Below are 15402 nucleotides of genomic sequence, written 5' to 3' on the forward strand. Positions count from 1 at the left end.
GCTCAGCCTCCGACAGGGACTGCCGGCGTGGGCGATTCGGCCCGTTCGCCGGATCCGCCGGAACGCGAACGCCCGAACCTCGAACGGAGGCTGCGGCCCTTGAGGACGACGACGCCGGCCGGATCGAGACCGCTGGCGCTCAGAAGTCGCACCGTGTTCTGCAGACCGCTCTTCGTGGTGGCATACCGGCGGGCGACCACCAAAAGTGGTCCTGCCGTGTGAACGTGGCGTGTCGGCGTCTCTTCCAGTACGCCGCGCCAGGTCAGTTTCAGATCGTCGGACGCCTGCGGATGCCCGTCGGAATTCACAACGCGCACAGCGATGTCGAGCCGATCACCGGATTCCGCCATTGCCTCGGCGAGCGCCTTAGCTCCGTCGCCCTGGGTGGGGCTGGCGAGCGTGAGGACGTGCTTGATCTCCGGGTCGGACATGACGCGAGCGGTCAGCCGATCGACGGCGTCGGGATCGCGGGAATCGAGTTCGACGTAGGGGGAGATACCCAGCGATGCACTGATGGAGACGAGGTCGTCGACCAGGAAGCGCCGGCGGTACCACAGCGAAAGCAGGGCGCCGATCAGTCCGAATGCGGCTCCCGCGATCGCGGGGAGCATCCATCCACCGGTACTGGCCTCGCTGGTACGGGGACCGTCAACCGGGGCGATCAGACCGGCGGCATTGCGAAGACCGCTGTCCTTCTCCACATGCGCTGCGTACGAAGGTACTTCGGATGCGTATCCACGTGCGATCAGCAGCGCCTCATCGCTCGTCGGTGCAGTGACCGTCACCGAGATCAACGAGGTCTGATAGACATCGCTAGCGGAAACCGACGCTGCCAACTCGCTTGGCGACTTGTCGGACCGAATGCGCTTGGCCGCGCGATCCGCGAGTTCGGTACTCGTGAACAGCGACACATAGAGTTTGGCCCTGTTGAACGAGTACATATCCGCGGTCAGGGCTTGTGTGGCGTCCGTCGTCTCGGGCGGACGCAGGTAGTAGAGCGTCGTCGCGTTGTACTCGGTGGCCCTCGTCGCAGCCCACAGCGAACCGACGATCACGCCGATGACGGCGAACAGCGTGAACCCGACGGCGAGGTTACCCATGGCGGCCGGGATGAGTTTCGTAAGCGATTTTGTGTTGCGCGGGTTCGTCATTGGGGTTGCTCCTCAAGCGCGGACCTGATGACCGGATAGATCACCGAAGCCAGTTTCCTGTGTCCCGCATCAGTCGGGTGGATACCGTCCCTGCCGATCAGATCCGGTTCAGCGCGGGTGAACCATTGACCTGTGAGTGCATCAACGAACTCGGCGCCGGCGACTACAGCTTCTGCGGCCACCGCATCCCGCAGCACCAGCAACTGCGCGGGCGGGGTCTCACTCTGCCATTCCGGCCCGATCACGATGAGCTTGGCATCGGGCAGGCTTTCTTGGATGGTCGCGAAGGTCTGGCGGGCCGCGTCGGCGACACCCCCAGCGGGATAGGTGATGTCATTGCGACTGCCGAACACAACGACGACGTCCGCGTCGTGGAGACTTTCGGTATCGGCGACTCGCCTGGCGATCTGCGTGAAATTGATGCCGTCCTTGGTGGCGGCGTAACCGATGCCCCCCATTGCGGCAACCGTTACGGCTGTCGGCATGCCGCTATCGTCGAGTTGTTGTTCGACAAGTTTTGCCCAGCCGTTCTTGCCGCGGCCACCTTCGTCGGAACCTCCGGTGTACGAATCGCCGATGACCACCACTCGGCGAGTCCGCGTCTGTGCATCGGGCGTGGGCGTTGCCGCCGTGGCGGGTGCCGCGGTCGGCTTGGGTGCGAGTTCAGCCGCGAGTGCCCTGGCGTCTCTATCCCGCTGAGCAGCGACGACGACCGTGCCGACCGCGATGGCGAACACCACTGAGAGAACGACCATTGGCCACCCGATAGTGCGCCACGCTCCTCGAGCTGTCGGTCGCTTTATGCGCACGCCCATCCTCAATTCATCTCCTTCGAACGCCCCATTTAGACGGAACGGCACGTCCAGATGCGCCGAACAGGGATGTACTTACGGTAACGGAGCATGCGGAAAGTGCCAGTCCTGAGCCGCGATCTCACATTCTTTGTTCGGTGTATTGGCGGTATGCTGGCCTTTTGAAATGCGGCCCGCGCCATTCCGTGCGACACTCTCGTCACGGTGCCGGGTGACCGGCGTCCGGAATGGGCCTTCGACATGGGAGAGTATCAGTTCGGATATTCGGCGCAGGCGACCCGGCGTAGCGAGGTCACTCGGCTAGCACGCGTGCTGCTCGCGTGTGGTGGCGCCGTCTGAGGGACATCTCACACTTTGTCGTTGCGAGGCGAAAGTTTCAGCGGATGTCGTCACTCTGTGAGAGAAGATGGTTCGGACGCCCGCCGCGCGGTGCCCCGCCCATGGAGCGCAACAGCAGCGAGGAGCGGTAGGTGATCGGCTCGGTCTGGAGGCTGATAACCGGCAACCCGCTTCTGGTGTCGCAGGCGATGGCGTCGGCATCCGGCGCGTATGTCATGGTCGCCGCGGCCGTTTTCATGAACCCTTCCGACTTCGTCCATTTCGCCTTGTTGGTTCTGCTCGTGCAGGTGGTCAGCGGGGCGGTCGCGGCGTTTTTGTACCAGGCGTCGCTCGTGCAGATGCGCCAGGACAAATCGGCACACGTCAAGGTGGTTTACGTGTTCGCCGCGGCATTGCTGACGGCGCTGATATTTGGCTGCACTGTCCTCTTTTTCGGCTACTTCAGCACGTCGACGACCGCGGTGCTGGCGATTGCGAGCACGGCACCGTTGTGGTCCGAGTGGATGCGGTACCGAGCGATGTCACTCGATTGCCGAGGCGATCTCGTCATCGCCGACGGTGCCCGCCTCGTTGCCTCGTTGCTCACCCCGGTTGTGCTCTGGAGCACCGGGGACGTGGCGCTGTACTTCATCTCGGTACTTGGCTCGTGGTTTCTTCCGTTCATTGTCCTGGTGTTTCGCGTTTCCCCGATCACGCAGTTCTCTCCCCGGCGGCCATATCTGCGCCCCGCCAGCCACCTCCTGACGGACTTTCTTGCCGGCCAGCTGATGGCGGCCGTTCCGCTGCTGATACTGGGCGGGTTCGGGCCTTCGACGTACCTGGGTGGTGTGCGTCTCGCGCAGACAGTCCTGGGGCCCCTCAACTTGGTTTTCATGGCATTCGCGATGAATCTCGCGGTAGACAGCGTCACACGTGAGTCCTTGTCCCCGACAGCGGCACTCATCACAAGGGGCCGCAGCTTGGCGCGCCGGCTGGGCGGCCTGGCCACGGTGCTCGTGCCTGTCGTACTGCTGCTGGCATGGATATCGGGAGTTGGATTCCGCGGTGTCAGTTCTCACGCGCTGTTGGTCGGCCTGGCGCTGGTGGGGTTCCTGGCCATTCTCAGCGGCTTTGCCAGCATCGACGCGGTGGTATTGCACCTGCTCGGGAGGAATGGCCTGGTGGCCGCAGGCCGGGTGACTCTGGTCACGATCGCCACCGCGGGATTCGTTGTCGGCTATATGCTCGACGGCGTCGATGGCGCTCTGGTGGTCGGGCTTGTCGTGGCGGCGCTGACCAATCCCGTCGTCTTCGTGCTGCCGGCCAACGCTGTGTACCGGAAGCTGCTCGCCGCCGGCGGGCCTCCTGGTCCACACGACAACGAGAATCTGAAGCACGGTGATGAAGTGCGACCCGTCAAGATCACCACCGGGGAGGAGACATGAGCCGTCTGCGCGTCGCCATTGTCCAGGAGTATGTGCCGCGGTATCGCGTCAACCTGTTCGCCGGGCTGATAAATCGGTTGTGCGACTTCGATATTGACTGTTTCGTCGTGGCCGGACGCCCCGGAGGTGCTCAGGCCGTTCGCGGTGATGCCGCCGAGGACCTGGAGTGGCTTCGCCTGGCAGATCCCCGCCGAATAGAGGTGGGTAGCCGCACGATTCGTTTCTACGGCAGCGACAAGCATTGGCGTGACTGCGATGGTGTCGTGATGGAGCTGCGCGGCACGTCGCTGGATCTGCACAGGGAGCTGCTGATCAAACGGTTCTCCGGGCGGCGAGTGGGGGTCTGGGGTCACGTCAAACCCTTCACCAACCCCGGCCACCCCGTCGACCTTGCAGTTGAGCGCCGTCAGATGCGACGGAGCGATCATGTGTTCGCCTACACCAAATCGGGCGCCGAGTTCGCACGGGCGGCAGGCGTGGAAACTGCGAACGTCACACCGGTGATGAATTCGACGGATGTTTCCAACGTGCTGAAGACGTATGAATCGCTCCAGCCCGAGGAGATCGGCGAATTTCAGGAACGTCACGGTCTGACCCCGGGGAAGACTTTCGGGTACATCGGTGGCCTGGACGCATCGAAACGCGTCGACTTCCTGGTCGACGTCCTCGACGTTCTCTGGCAACTGGATCCCGCCGTGAAAGTGCTCATCGGCGGGAAGGGCGATCAGGAGAATCTGCTGTCACCCGCAGCTCAGCGCGGCCAGGCCATCCTGCTGGGGTATGTCGGTGCACAGGAGAAGGCGATGATCTCCAGGGTTTCCCAGGGGCTGCTGAACCCCGGCAGAGTCGGCTTGCTGGCCGTGGAATGCATCGCGCTGGGCGTGCCGATCCTGTCGACGGATTGGGAGTTTCACGCGCCCGAATACGAATACCTCACGCCGGGTGTCGACGTGTTCGTTTCGCACAACGGAGTCAAGAGCTTCGCGGATCTGGCACTGAGCCGCACGAGCGACAACGGTGAGGTTCGTCACCATCAAGCCAAGCAATACCCGTCGATCGATGACATGATTCTCAACTTCACCGAGGGCATCAAATCGATGATGGCCTAGTTGGGGCCGGTTCGACGTCGCGTTCCCCGAGCGGCATCCTCGGCGCTGGGCCAAGCGCGGTACCGAATGCCGGGGGTGAAGCCCCGAGATTGGCTTATCGTCGTGTGACTGGTGGAATCCGGTCTTGGAACAAACGACCATTACGTCGGCACGGGGAGGCGCGGCGTCCAGGATGAAAGGCGTGAACCAATGACCGGGGCTCGCGCGATCGACCGGCGCGCCTTGTTGAAGCTTCTGGGTGTGGTGGGGTCGACAGCCGCGGCGACGGCCTGCCTTGGAGAGTCCGGGCCGACGCTGACGGTACGCCATACCAAGACGCTGGTGGATCGCTCCAGCGTCATGGAGGAGCGAACGACCGAGCTTGAGCGGTCGAATGTGGAGCCGGGACCTGACGATGTGGTGATCGACTCTCACAAGTCCGATCAGACGTTCTTCGGGGTGGGAGCCGCGCTGACGGACAGTGCGGCCTACTGCTTGTGGACGTACCTGTCGGGGGAGCAGCGCAGGGAACTGCTGCAGGACCTGTTCGGACCGGTCGGCGGATGCCAATGGTCCGTTGTGCGAATATGCCTGGGCGACTCCGACTTCAGGGCGCAGACGGAGCTGTACACATACAACGACGTGCCGTTGGGCGAGACGGATCCGGATCTGCGCGGCTTCTCGATCGCGCGGGACGAGCGCTACATCATCCCCATCCTCCACGAGATACTGGAGATCAATCCCGATGTTCGTGTCATCGGGGCGCCCTGGTTTCACCCCAGGTGGATGCTGAGAGACGCGGCATTGGTCCAATCCCCGTCGAACCAGCTCGGCGTATCGAATATTGACATCTGGGCCCGGTACCTGTTTCGCTCGGTTGAAGAGTATGAACGTGCCGGGATCCCTTTGTACGCTGTGACCCCGTTGAATGAGCCGTTCAGCACCGCTCACATGACGATCAACACCCACGAAACCACTGCCCGCAGGCTGCGGAATATGCTGGACGCTGCCGGAAAGACAACCAGGATTTACCTGGTCGACGACAATTGGTCACGCGAACCAGAGGTCACCGCGATGTTCAAGGACCTCAGCTTCTCGCCGTTGGATATTGTCGCCTGGCACGGGTATGTCGGCGCCGCGTCGACGCAGTCGGACTTCCGAAAGCAATTTCCTCGGGTCGAGACCTGGATGACAGAATTCCGGTCGCGGCTCGATGAATCGGTCGCATACACCACCGCAAGGATGGCGAGCCTTTTGGTGTCGTCGCTCAATGGCGGGACGACCGTGTACACCCTGTGGAATCTCGCGCTGGACGAGGGCGGAAACCCGACACCGTACTCGCCGGGGCGCCGAGGTGTGGTAACTGTGCCGTCAGACGGTTCCGGTGACATCGTCAGGAGTCCCGAGTACTACGTGCTTGCGCAGCTGTCGACGGCGCTGCAGCCGGGAGCGGTCAGGGTTAGCTCCACAAGCTGGGGGAAACCCTATGTGGTGGAACGCGATATGCCCCCGACCGCTCAATTGCCAGGCGACGTTATCACCACCGCATTCAGGAATCCCGACGACACCGTCGTCTTGTATTGCTACAATGATGCCGCCGTGTCTCGCAGTTTCCGAATCGTTTACTCTCCATATGGCGCCGTTCTTCCCGTAACGATGGCGCCAGGCGAGTTGAGTACCTTTTCGTTCTCCCTGACCGGGTCGTGAGCGCGCGTCTGAACGGCGACCGCGACCGGCGATGTGCAGGAAGAACGACTCTTTGCTGCTAGTGTGATGAAGATCGGTCGATCACAATAGCGACTCAGGTTGAGGTCTCTCAACGACCATGAGAGAGTTTGCTTATCGCATCGGTGCGAGAAATCGGGTCGAGAATCTCCACAGTCTTGGGAGTTGTGAGTTCTCCGTTCCCGAACGCTGTTGTAACTGTGCTTTGCATCACATGCGCGTGCGTCTTGAGTCTTGCCTTCAAATGGTGGACCGCATTATGTCCCCTGGAGTCGAGCGCTAATGCGTGGACAGAGCCAACAATTTGGGAGAAGGATTCCATTGAAGAAGGCGCTGATCACCGGTATTACCGGACAGGACGGTTCCTACCTGGCGGAGTTGCTGCTCGCCAAAGGCTATGAGGTGCACGGCCTGATTCGCCGTTCATCGACCTTCAATACCGGCCGGATCGATCATCTGTACGTCGACCCGCATGATCCGGACGCGCGGTTGTTCCTTCACTACGGCGACCTCAGCGACGGTGCTCGATTGGTGACGCTGTTGTCGTCCATCGAGCCCGATGAGGTATACAACCTCGCCGCGCAGTCGCATGTGCGCGTCAGCTTCGACGAACCGGAACACACCGGTGACACGACGGGTATCGGGTCCATCCGCCTGTTGGAGGCGGTCCGGATCAGCAAGGTGCCCTGCCGCTTCTATCAGGCCTCCAGCTCTGAGATGTTCGGCGCGTCGCCCCCGCCGCAGAATGAGGACACGCTGTTCTACCCGCGATCGCCCTACGGCGCGGCGAAGGTGTACTCGTACTGGATCACGCGCAACTATCGCGAGGCATACGACATGTTCGCGGTCAACGGGATCCTGTTCAATCACGAGTCACCAAGGCGTGGTGAGACTTTCGTAACCCGTAAGATCACCCGGGCGGCGGCGCGGATCAAGGCCGGCGTCGACAAGGAGATTTATCTGGGCAACCTCGACGCCGTGCGTGACTGGGGGTACGCGCCCGAGTACGTCGAGGGTATGTGGCGGATGCTGCAGGCAGACGAGCCGCGTGACTACGTGCTGGCCACCGGGGACGCGTACACCGTGCGGGACTTCCTTGAGGCAGCGTTCGACCATGTCGGACTGGACTGGCAGGACCACGTCCGCTTCGACGAGCGGTACCTGCGGCCGACGGAGGTCGATTCTCTCATCGGCGACGCAAGCCGTGCGGACGAGTTGCTCGGTTGGCGTCCGTCGGTGCGCACACCCGAACTGGCACGCATCATGGTCGACGCGGATGTCGCCGCGTTGGAATGCGCCGGCCGGATCTGGGTTGACGAGCCTGCATTGGCTTCGTGGAGTTGAGGATGAATCCCGCTGACGTTGTCGTTCCGATGCCGATAGACCGGGATACGCCGGTCTACATCGCAGGGCATCGGGGCATGGTTGGTTCCGCGATACAGCGCCAGCTGCTGGCGGCGGGATTCACCAACATCATCGTGCGTACGCACGCACAACTGGACCTGAAGAATCGTGATGCGACGTTCGAGTTCTTCGACAGCATGCGTCCCGAACTGGTGATTCTGGCAGCCGCAAAGGTGGGCGGCATCCTCGCCAACAACACCTACCCTGTCGATTTCATCTCCGACAACCTTCAGATCCAGGTCAACGTGCTCGACGCGGCGTTGAAGTACGGGGTCAATCGGCTGCTGTTCCTCGGTTCGTCGTGTATCTACCCGAAACTGGCGCCGCAGCCGATTCGCGAGGACTACCTGCTGACCGGACCTCTCGAACCCACGAACGATGCATACGCGATAGCCAAGATCGCCGGGATCCTCCAAGTTCAATCGGTGCGGCGTCAATACGGGTTGCCATGGATCTCCGCCATGCCGACCAATCTGTACGGTCCGGGAGACAACTTCTCCCCGACTAATTCGCACGTCCTGCCGGCCCTCATTCGTCGATACGAAGCCGCTCGAGCCAGTGGCGAGGGTGTCGTAATGAACTGGGGGACAGGGACACCGAAGCGGGAGTTCCTTCACGCCGACGATATGGCTTCGGCCTGCCTGCATCTGCTTGAGCACTATGACGGTCCCGCGCAGGTCAACGTCGGGACGGGTGAAGACCAGACGATCCGCGAGATCTCCGACATCGTGGCCGACGCTGTCGGGTTCGAGGGTGAAACCCACTGGGACACAACTAAACCTGATGGCACACCGCGCAAACTGCTTGATGTGAACCTGCTTTTCAGCACTGGGTGGCGTCCTTCGATCAGCCTTGGGGACGGCATTCGAAGCACGGTCGCGTGGTACCGGGAGCACGAGTCGGTCGTGCGCAGCTGACATGCGAAATTGCCGCCCTGTTCGGATGGCATCGGTCGACGTCGCCGAAATCGGTCATCCATACCCGTTAGTGAGGTCATTGCCTTGAGAATCACCGTTGTCGGTATCAACTACGCTCCCGAGGTCACCGGCATCGCACCGTACACGACCGGCATCGCCGAAGGACTGACTCGGCTGGGCCACAGCGTCACGGTGATCACCGGACTGCCGCACTATCCGGAGTGGCGTGTCAACGACGCATTCGTCGGCGAACGCAGCTATACGGAGCGCATCAACGGTGTCGATGTCCGACGTTTGCGTCATCACGTGCCGGAGCGTCCGAGTGCGCGTGGGCGCATCCTGATGGAGGCCAGCTTCGCCCGTGCGGTGTCGATGCACGGATTGAACAAGCCCGACGCCGTCATCGCCGTGAGCCCGACGCTCCTGTCGACGGTGGCGGTCGTGGCTCGCGCCCGAATGGCGCGAATCCCCGTCGGCGTGATCGTCCAGGACATCTACAGCAAGGGTGTGGTCGAGACCGGCGCGATGAGCGGGCGGGCGGCGAACGCGACGAAGCGGCTGGAAGTCGGGGCGCTTCGCGTCGCGAGTTCGGTTGCGGCGATTCACCATCGCTTCGCCGAGGTCCTGCAGGACATGGGTTTGCACGAAGACAAGATCAACGTGATTCGCAACTGGACTCACATCGGCGAGTCGCCGAAGAGTGCGGATCCCGCTGAGACGCGTCGTCGGCTCGGCTGGAAACCGGACGAGCTCGTCGTGCTGCATACCGGCAACATGGGCGTCAAGCAGGGCCTGGAGAACGTCGTCGCCGCTGGACGGCTCGCCGACAGCTCCAACGCCCACGACAAGAGGGTGCGGTTCGTCATGGTGGGCGACGGAAATCAGCGCGAACTGCTCGACGAACTGTCCACGGGTGTCGAGAGCGTGAACCTGTTGAACCCGCTGCCGGCCGATGAATTCCGGCTCGCGCTGGACGCCGCCGACGTGCTGCTCGTCAACGAACGGCCCGGTGTTGGCGAGATGGCGGTGCCGAGCAAGCTCACGTCCTACTTCGTGGCAGGGAAACCTGTTCTGGCGGCGACGGATCCGCACAGTGGCTCGGCAGAGGAGCTCCGGGCGTCGGGAGCGGGAATCATCGTGCCACCAGGGCAGCCGAGCGCACTTCTCGACGCGGCGCGGCAACTGGGAGCCGACGATCAACTCAGGTCTCGGCTGGGTGCCCGCGGCAAGTCCTACGCCGACGATGTACTGAGCGCCGGCAGCGCGATCGCAAGCTATGACAGGTGGTGCCGTGAGATGGCCGGGGAAGCGGCCGGTACCCTCGCATCCACCCACGAGCTTCCTGTGGCGAACGGACTGCGCTCGGTGGAGCGGCGCTCGGCCTGAGGGCGCTCAGAGGTTGCCGGTGCGCTCGGTTCCCGCGCTGTGTCACCGCCAGGTGCGGGTTTGGCAACCGATCCATTCCAGCAGGACGACGACCCATGTGTCGCACCCACGGGCGGGACGCTGCGGTTCAGAAGCGGCCTTCGCCCAGGGGCGAACTTGCCGACTGCCCGGCGGCAAAGTAGGTTACGCTCGTTGTGCCCGCCTGGGCCCGCGCGGACCATACGCGAGCGGCGCAGTCGGGCTCGGGCCTGCGCGCCGTCGGGCAGCCCGGGTGGAGGGATCAAGGGATGTCGAAGGCACACTACTGCGAGGTATGGGACCCGACCCGCGAGGTAGCCAGCGCTATACGAGACGGGGCGGAATGGTGACGTATGGCTGTGCGCCCGATCGAGTGACCGATGTCCGATAAGGTCCGGATTGGTGGGCTCGATCGGCTCTTCGTCGGTACGCCCGTCTGGGTTTGTGTCGGTCCGGTCGCACCCGCTGGCCGCGAGGCGATTGTCAAGTCGCTCAAGGCCTTCTCGCGCGAGGATGCACTGAACAGAATCGGCTTGATGCCCCGCCCGGGAACCAGCGGCTGGGAGTTCGACCACGACTATCCGCAGCGGGCAGTCATCGAAGTCCCTGCGGGTGCGCGATCGAGGGATCAGCGCGTTGGCATGCTGAACGCCGTCCTGGGAACTTCGCCGGATGTACCGATGGCCGTTGCCGAACAGGGCGATACCCTCATCCTTTACTTCGACCACAGCGTGGGGGACGCCTGCTTCATGGTCGATGTCGCGGCCGCAATTACGTGGGCATCCAGTGTCGACACGTACACGCCGGCAGTTGAGCCGAACGTCAGATTCCCATTGGCGTTGGCGCTCTTGAACTCCGTGCGCTCGGCCCCGCTTCAGTGCGCCGTGGACGCCTTCTCTGCGTTGTTCGACGCGTTTGCTCGGGTACTCCGCGTGATCGTGGGCTCCGTACTCCGCCGCGGCACGGGACAGGCACGAGTGCGTGCGCCCGAAGAGCCCTATCAAGCGGTCGTCGCGACAAGCGCGTCGGATCACATATCGCGACTCAACCAGTTCATGAAGGCAAGCGGTATCGCGGCGAGCCCGTCGGCGGTGACGATGCTCTCGGTCTGCAGGGCTCTGGAGGCAGAAGGCATTGCCGTCGATTCCGGTGTCGAAGTGCTCGTTGACCTCCGCCGCTTTCTGCCTCGCGGTCGCAACACCTACGCCAACTTGGCTGGCGTCGTGACCGTGCGGTACGGGAAGAACTCGACGTACGAGCAATTCGGGTCCGATGTGGCAGAGAGCATCAGATCTACGCGTCCGGTTGTGAAGCTGTTGGGGCACATCGCACTTGAGCGGGTTCGTTCGGTGTTCACGTCACGAAAGCCGCGCCGGGGTTGGGCACCGGCGCCCGGTCGGCCGGACGGGAAGGCGACGATCACGTTCACCGATGTCAGCAGGGCGGGGATCCCGAAACTGTTCAATTTCTCGGCGAGCACAAACCGGCAGGTCCTGATCGCGGCACCTCCCGCGACGGGTTCTCACCTCACGATCGCAATCTGCAGCGCCGCCAAAGGGGAGCTGCAGCTGAGCGCGACGTACTTCCCGAGCCAGTTCGACGGCGAGAAGGTAGAGCGGGCACTGAGGGCCGCGCTCATCGTGCCTGACGAGCGGGACTTGCCTGCCGCGCACGACGCTCACGCGAATCCGGACGCGATCGACACGGCCTAGCCGCCACGGCGCTGTGCAGCTCGTTTGGCACGCGCGTCCTCGCCATTCGCTGCCCCCCGGGTTTGTGCCATTCCAAAATGGGCGGCGAGCGCGGCTATGGGGGATACTGGTCGAATGAGATTTTCACCGGTATTGCTTCGCGTACTCGCCGCAGGTTTTGTTGCCTTCGGGCTGCAGTCGGCCCTGGCCGCGCCGGCGTCGGCTACTCCCACCGATGATGCTTTCATAGCTGCACTCAACGACCGTGGCCTGGACTATGGAACCGAAGCCAGCGCCATTTCGTACGCCAAAACGCTGTGCGGAATAGTCGGACCCGGCATGAGCAACATCGACGAAGCGGCGAAGTACCTGCACAGCCGCACCAATTACAGCCAAGACCAGATGGTCGCGTTCGGCCGGTTGGCCATCACCGCCTATTGCCCGCAGAAGGGCTAGACCTCTACCGGTACTCTTCGATCAGGGGCCTCGCATAAGCCGGGAGCGAAATCCCGGCATTAGAGGGAACTGGAAGGGCGTGCGGCGCAATATGCGGTGGAGCGGATACCGGGGTAGTAACGGCACGCCAAGGCCGTTTGTCGCCATTATTGCGGCAGTGGCGGCCGTCGTGACGCTCGCCACGGGGGTGGTATTGGCCCCGGCGGCGTCAGGCATTCCGCCCGGTGACGCCACGGCACATCTCCAGGCCGAACTCGATCAACTCGCCCCGGGCCAGACGCTCGTCCTCGAGCCGGGAACCTACCAGCACAGCGATATCCTCACGATTCGCGTGCCCGGCGTTCAGATCGACGGCAACGGCGCGACGTTGGTCGCCACCAACGACGCGCGCTCCGGGCTTCAGATATGGGCGGACGGCGTGTCGATTCGCAATATGAATCTCGCCGCTCCCTTGGCGGGCCAGCGCTATTACGGCACCGATCAACATAAACTTCTGGTGCGCGCCGATGGTGTGACGTTGAGTAATGTGACGATCACGGGTTCGGCTGCCGCGGGTGTTTACATCGCAGGCGCAAGCAATTTCCGCCTCGATCAAGTGACGGTGCGGGATACGCGCGCCGACGGAATCGCGATGTCGGCCGGCTCCAGTGCGGGGCAGGTCAACAACGCCCTCACGGAGAGAACCGGGGACGATGGTATTTCCGTCGTGTCCTACACCGATCGATATCGGGGCTATCGGGGTCCACCGTGCCGCGACATCGTTATCGATTCTCCGGTGGTGAACGGCACGACGCAGGCACGCGGCTTGATCGTCTCGGGCGGCGAGAACATCGTGTTCCGGAATATCAACGTCTCGAATACGAGTAGCGCCGGTGTATTGATCACCTCGCAGGCCGATCCCATATTCACGAGTCCGGTGAACGGAGTCGAAATATCGGGAGGATCGATCACCAACGCCAACACCGCGCCGAGGGTGATGAAGGGTGCGATCGCCGTCTACAGCGGGTATTTGCCAATCGCGGGTGTGAGAATTTCCGACCTGACGATTGCCGACACCCCCGCGACCGCTGAGCGCAACATCACCGTCGAGGCGGTCGGCGGGGGTGATGTCAGCGACGTCTCGATCCACGATATCCGACTGACCAGGACCGACCTACCGGCCATCTATTCGAACGTCCCCGCTGACAGGATCCAGGCGTCCGGGTTCATGCGCGACGATGCGCCCATCGACACCCCCTAGATTCGCTCCGCACGCGAACTCGCCCCGTTCGCTCGTGCGACCCGCGTTGGTGCGCGCCGATGGTCGGCCGGGGATCGACATGCCAACGGCAGGGCGGAACTCATCGATATCGAAGTGCTACAGGTGAATTCGGCGCGATGGCCGGTGACGGCGGTCGGTTCACGATAGGGCCACACGCACGGTCCTGGTCAGCACATGGCGATCGCCCACCCGACCCTCGAGACAAGCCATCGGGTGGGCCGGCTGTCAGCGGTCACTTATTTCGTGGAGATGTTCCGCATTGGCATGCCGGGCGATCTCGAGGTGCAGATTCATCGGGCGCTGGGCGTCGATCGCAAACCATCCACAAGTACCTAGCGTCGGCCATCGCCGAAGCGCGGGCGCCGGCACCGGGTGAGGCTTTTCGATGAAATAGCGCTCCTCGCACTTGGTGGGGGTCTGGTGTTGTCCGACATTGTTTCGTGTCGGTGATTGATTGGGGGCCGCGCCCCTGTGAGCTGGGTGTTCTGAATACCGAGCCGGCTCCGGTTGCGGTGCTCGGCATCGACGAGACCCGGCGGGGCAAAGCGAAATGGGAATCCGACCCAGCCACCGGGCGGCGGGTGTGGGTGGATCGCTGGGACACCGGTCTGGTCGACATCACCGGCGAGCGGGGCCTGCTGGCCCAGATCAACGGGAGAAACTCCGCGGTGGTGATCTGACTGGCTGGCGGCTCAGGATCCCACGTGGAGGACGGCGATCACCCACGTGGCCATCGACCGCTCAGCGGCCTACACCCGGGTCGCGCGCGAGACGTTGCCGCAGGCGGTCGTGATCGCCGACCGGTTCCATCTGGTCAAAAGGGCCAACGAGATGATCGATGCGGTGCGCCGCCGGGTCACCTGGGCCCAGCGGGGCCGGCGCGGCCGCAAGGCCGACGTTGAGTGGATCAACCCGCCGCCGGCTGCTGCGCGGTGCCCAGCGGCTCACCGCAGACCAGCGCGCCACGCTGTTCGCCAAGCTGCTGTCCGCCGACCCCAACGAGGACATCGCCGCAGCATGGATCGCCAAAGAGCTACTGCGCGAACTGCTTTCGTGCGCTGACCGCGGCGGACTGCGCTACGAGATCACCACTGCCGTTGACCGGTTCTACCGCTTCTGCGCGACCTGGGAGTCAGTCGCGGTGCACCGAGACCGGATCGCCGGACAGCTCGACGTGGCGGTCACAGTTGCCACTATCGCCCAACGGTGCGCGATGACCGCGGTCGCAACGGCATTCGCCGAGCAGTAGCTCGAAGAAATGTGACGGTACCCCGCGGCGCGGTCGATCCCGACAGAAGTCCACTGCCCGATGGTCGACTACGCGGTGATGGTTTGCCGTGATCGTCGCGGCCCCATCGTGTCAATCGCTCACGGCATCGTCAGGCGACCAGCCGCGGTCCGCCGCCGACGCATGACCGCCCGCGCGGACAGCCCATGCGTGCGCCAAGTTGGCCCGTCCAACCAAATCTGTGCAGTCTCGCGCGCCCCCCCACTGCCGCACGGCGCCCGGTGACAGGTGCCACGACGCCTCGACGATGAGGTGGCAATGCGGCGCATCCCGCGGAAATCACCGAATCGGTTTGAGTATGTGGGGCATCGCCGATCGCAAGCGGCCGCGGCATTCCGTAACGATCATGCCTCTCCCATTTCCTGGAGGCCCTCGCAGAGGGCCCCAAGTCGTCGTTTGTACCGCCACATGCGAGAACAGTTATGGAGAGAAAATTTGCCAA

12 protein-coding genes and 1 pseudogene are annotated in these 15402 nt (G+C 63.2%); 11 read left to right on the plus strand and 2 right to left on the minus strand.

Annotated elements, in window-relative coordinates:
- Positions 1-2: 2 nt before the first annotated feature.
- Together ADBZ6K_RS10395 and ADBZ6K_RS10400 are read right to left on the minus strand one after the other, a co-directional pair.
- Positions 3-1151, minus strand: a complete 1149-nt coding sequence (locus ADBZ6K_RS10395; protein ID WP_526346194.1) for a YveK family protein — start codon at positions 1149-1151, stop codon at positions 3-5.
- Entirely contained in the window at positions 1148-1891 is a 744-nt protein-coding gene (locus tag ADBZ6K_RS10400; RefSeq protein WP_526346196.1) for an SGNH/GDSL hydrolase family protein, read from the minus strand. The genes ADBZ6K_RS10395 and ADBZ6K_RS10400 overlap by 4 nt, the downstream gene beginning before the upstream one ends.
- 542 nt (positions 1892-2433) lie before the next feature.
- Here ADBZ6K_RS10400 and ADBZ6K_RS10405 point away from each other — a divergent pair.
- The 11 genes and pseudogenes from ADBZ6K_RS10405 to ADBZ6K_RS10455 form a co-directional block, all read left to right on the plus strand.
- Positions 2434-3726: a hypothetical protein gene (locus tag ADBZ6K_RS10405; protein ID WP_526346198.1), complete on the plus strand. Its 1293-nt coding sequence runs from the start codon at positions 2434-2436 to the stop codon at positions 3724-3726.
- Positions 3723-4835, plus strand: a complete 1113-nt coding sequence (locus ADBZ6K_RS10410) for a glycosyltransferase (RefSeq protein ID WP_526346200.1) — start codon at positions 3723-3725, stop codon at positions 4833-4835. Before ADBZ6K_RS10405 ends, ADBZ6K_RS10410 begins: the two co-directional genes overlap by 4 nt.
- A 111-nt stretch (positions 4836-4946) precedes the next feature.
- Positions 4947-6521 (plus strand): glycoside hydrolase family 30 protein, encoded by a 1575-nt coding sequence (locus ADBZ6K_RS10415; protein ID WP_526346202.1) that lies wholly within the window; start codon positions 4947-4949, stop codon positions 6519-6521.
- 339 nt (positions 6522-6860) lie between these two features.
- On the plus strand, positions 6861-7883 hold the full coding sequence (gene gmd, locus ADBZ6K_RS10420; protein WP_526346204.1) for a GDP-mannose 4,6-dehydratase: 1023 nt from the start codon (positions 6861-6863) through the stop codon (positions 7881-7883).
- A 2-nt stretch (positions 7884-7885) separates the two neighbouring features.
- Positions 7886-8860 carry a GDP-L-fucose synthase family protein gene (locus tag ADBZ6K_RS10425; protein WP_526346206.1) on the plus strand — a complete coding sequence of 325 codons (975 nt, stop codon included), beginning with the start codon at positions 7886-7888 and terminating at the stop codon, positions 8858-8860.
- Between the two features lie 84 nt (positions 8861-8944).
- The gene (locus ADBZ6K_RS10430; protein WP_526346208.1) at positions 8945-10246 is read left to right on the plus strand and encodes a glycosyltransferase family 4 protein; all 1302 of its coding nucleotides are present in this window, start codon (positions 8945-8947) and stop codon (positions 10244-10246) included.
- Between the two features lie 398 nt (positions 10247-10644).
- The gene (locus ADBZ6K_RS10435) at positions 10645-11976 is read left to right on the plus strand and encodes a hypothetical protein (RefSeq protein WP_526346210.1); all 1332 of its coding nucleotides are present in this window, start codon (positions 10645-10647) and stop codon (positions 11974-11976) included.
- Between the two features lie 114 nt (positions 11977-12090).
- Positions 12091-12411, plus strand: a complete 321-nt coding sequence (locus ADBZ6K_RS10440; protein ID WP_526346212.1) for a DUF732 domain-containing protein — start codon at positions 12091-12093, stop codon at positions 12409-12411.
- A gap of 157 nt (positions 12412-12568) precedes the next feature.
- A complete protein-coding gene (locus ADBZ6K_RS10445) occupies positions 12569-13651 on the plus strand; it encodes a right-handed parallel beta-helix repeat-containing protein (protein WP_526346214.1) in 1083 nt (360 codons plus the stop codon).
- Between the two features lie 195 nt (positions 13652-13846).
- Positions 13847-14008 (plus strand): hypothetical protein, encoded by a 162-nt coding sequence (locus ADBZ6K_RS10450; protein ID WP_526346216.1) that lies wholly within the window; start codon positions 13847-13849, stop codon positions 14006-14008.
- Between the two features lie 158 nt (positions 14009-14166).
- Positions 14167-14795, plus strand: a pseudogene (locus tag ADBZ6K_RS10455) (ISL3 family transposase); the annotation flags it as partial.
- Between the last annotated feature and the right edge of the window lie 607 nt (positions 14796-15402).

The organism is Mycobacterium sp. (assembly GCF_044223235.1).
GTDB lineage: Bacteria > Actinomycetota > Actinomycetes > Mycobacteriales > Mycobacteriaceae > Mycobacterium.

Excerpts from the sequence above, each read along its gene's own strand:
- ADBZ6K_RS10395 (WP_526346194.1), bottom strand. The coding sequence starts at position 1,151 with ATGACGAACCCGCGCAACACAAAATCGCTTACGAAACTCATCCCGGCC.
- ADBZ6K_RS10410 (WP_526346200.1), top strand. The coding sequence starts at position 3,723 with ATGAGCCGTCTGCGCGTCGCCATTGTCCAGGAGTATGTGCCGCGGTAT.
- ADBZ6K_RS10425 (WP_526346206.1), top strand. The coding sequence starts at position 7,886 with ATGAATCCCGCTGACGTTGTCGTTCCGATGCCGATAGACCGGGATACG.
- ADBZ6K_RS10435 (WP_526346210.1), top strand. The coding sequence starts at position 10,645 with ATGTCCGATAAGGTCCGGATTGGTGGGCTCGATCGGCTCTTCGTCGGT.
- ADBZ6K_RS10440 (WP_526346212.1), top strand. The coding sequence starts at position 12,091 with ATGAGATTTTCACCGGTATTGCTTCGCGTACTCGCCGCAGGTTTTGTT.
- ADBZ6K_RS10450 (WP_526346216.1), top strand. The coding sequence starts at position 13,847 with ATGGCGATCGCCCACCCGACCCTCGAGACAAGCCATCGGGTGGGCCGG.